Annotated in this window: 1 protein-coding gene; it reads left to right on the top strand. The window is 38.5% G+C overall.

Annotated features, from left to right (window positions below):
* Positions 1-37 precede the first annotated feature (37 nt).
* Positions 38-1,287, top strand: a protein-coding gene (locus V7S75_RS12040; RefSeq protein WP_459514227.1) for an IS3 family transposase whose coding sequence is annotated in 2 segments (ribosomal slippage) — positions 38-407 and positions 407-1,287 — 1,251 coding nt in all. Because the reading frame shifts where the segments join, the coding sequence is not laid out codon by codon here.
* The last annotated feature ends 39 nt before the right edge of the window (positions 1,288-1,326 follow it).

Raw genomic sequence — 1,326 nt, 5'->3', positions numbered from 1 at the left:
TGTCCCGTCCTAAAATAAGTTGACATAAAATCGACTTATGGAAAAGAATACATCAGAGGATCAAGTCAGACCTCAAAAGCGCAATCAGCGTGATTACAATTTAGGCTTTAAATTATCGGTAGTCGCCCAAGTTGAAAAAGGCGAATTGACTTATAAACAGGCCCAGCGTCGCTATGGTATTCAAGGAAGAAGCACCGTATTGTGTTGGTTACGAAAACATGGTAACTTAGACTGGTCTAAACCTAGCTTACATTTTATGTCCAGTCCAAATTCAAAAGAAACTCCTGCTCAACAAATCAAGCGATTGGAGCGCGAACTTGAGGATGAAAAGCTTCGAAACATGATTTTGAATCGCATGATTGATGTTGCGGATAGTCAATTCGGGACATCCATTAGAAAAAAGCTTTCGCCCAAACAGTCCAGTACTTCCACCAAGAAAAAGCCTTAAGCATTTCTCGGTCATGTCGATTGTTTGGGATTAGCAGGCAAGCCCTGTATCAATCACAACAGCGAAAGCTCGCACGTATGGATAGCTTAGCCAAGTTAAAGCCCATGATAACGCGTAAGCGCATACTAATGCCTCGAGTAGGTACGCGCAAACTATATGCCATGTTGAAAGACGACATAAAACAATCCGGCATAAAAATTGGCCGCGATGGCTTGTTTAGTTATTTGAGATGGGAAAACATGCTCATTAAACGCGTGAAAAATTATACGATTACCACGAATTCAAATCATTGGTTACGAAAATACCCCAATCTCTATCTAGATTGTAAATTAACGCGGCCAGAGCAAGTATTTGTAAGTGATATAACCTACATAAAAAGTAAGGAGAGAACGCATTACCTAAGTCTAGTGACTGATGCCTATAGTCGGAAAATTATGGGCTATGAATTAAGTGATGATATGAGTAGTGAACACATTGTAAAAGCACTCAATATGGCAGTGAAAAACCGAAAAACCAGTTTGCCATTGATTCATCATTCAGATCGAGGTTTACAATATTGCTCAACGGTTTATCAAAATGCCTTGAGCAAGGCATTCATAAGCCCTTCCATGACGGAAGGAGGAAATTGCTATCAAAATGCGTTGGCAGAAAGAATGAATGGAATACTCAAACAAGAGTTCTTGTTCGAAAAATGTAATACAGGAAAGGAGCTAGAAAAATTAATTAAAGAATCTATAAAAACGTACAATAATGAGAGACCCCACCTAAATTTAAACATGAAAACCCCTAACTTTATTCATGAAAAAGAGTCGAAGAAAATATATTCTCCGACCCCTTAAAATCAATCTAAAACTGTCAACCTATTTTAGGACGACTCA

The sequence above is a fragment of the Aquirufa sp. TARAVU-A1A genome, assembly GCF_054558675.1.
Note: the sequence above shows the minus strand (reverse complement) of the source record. Positions and strands in the feature narration are given on the sequence as shown.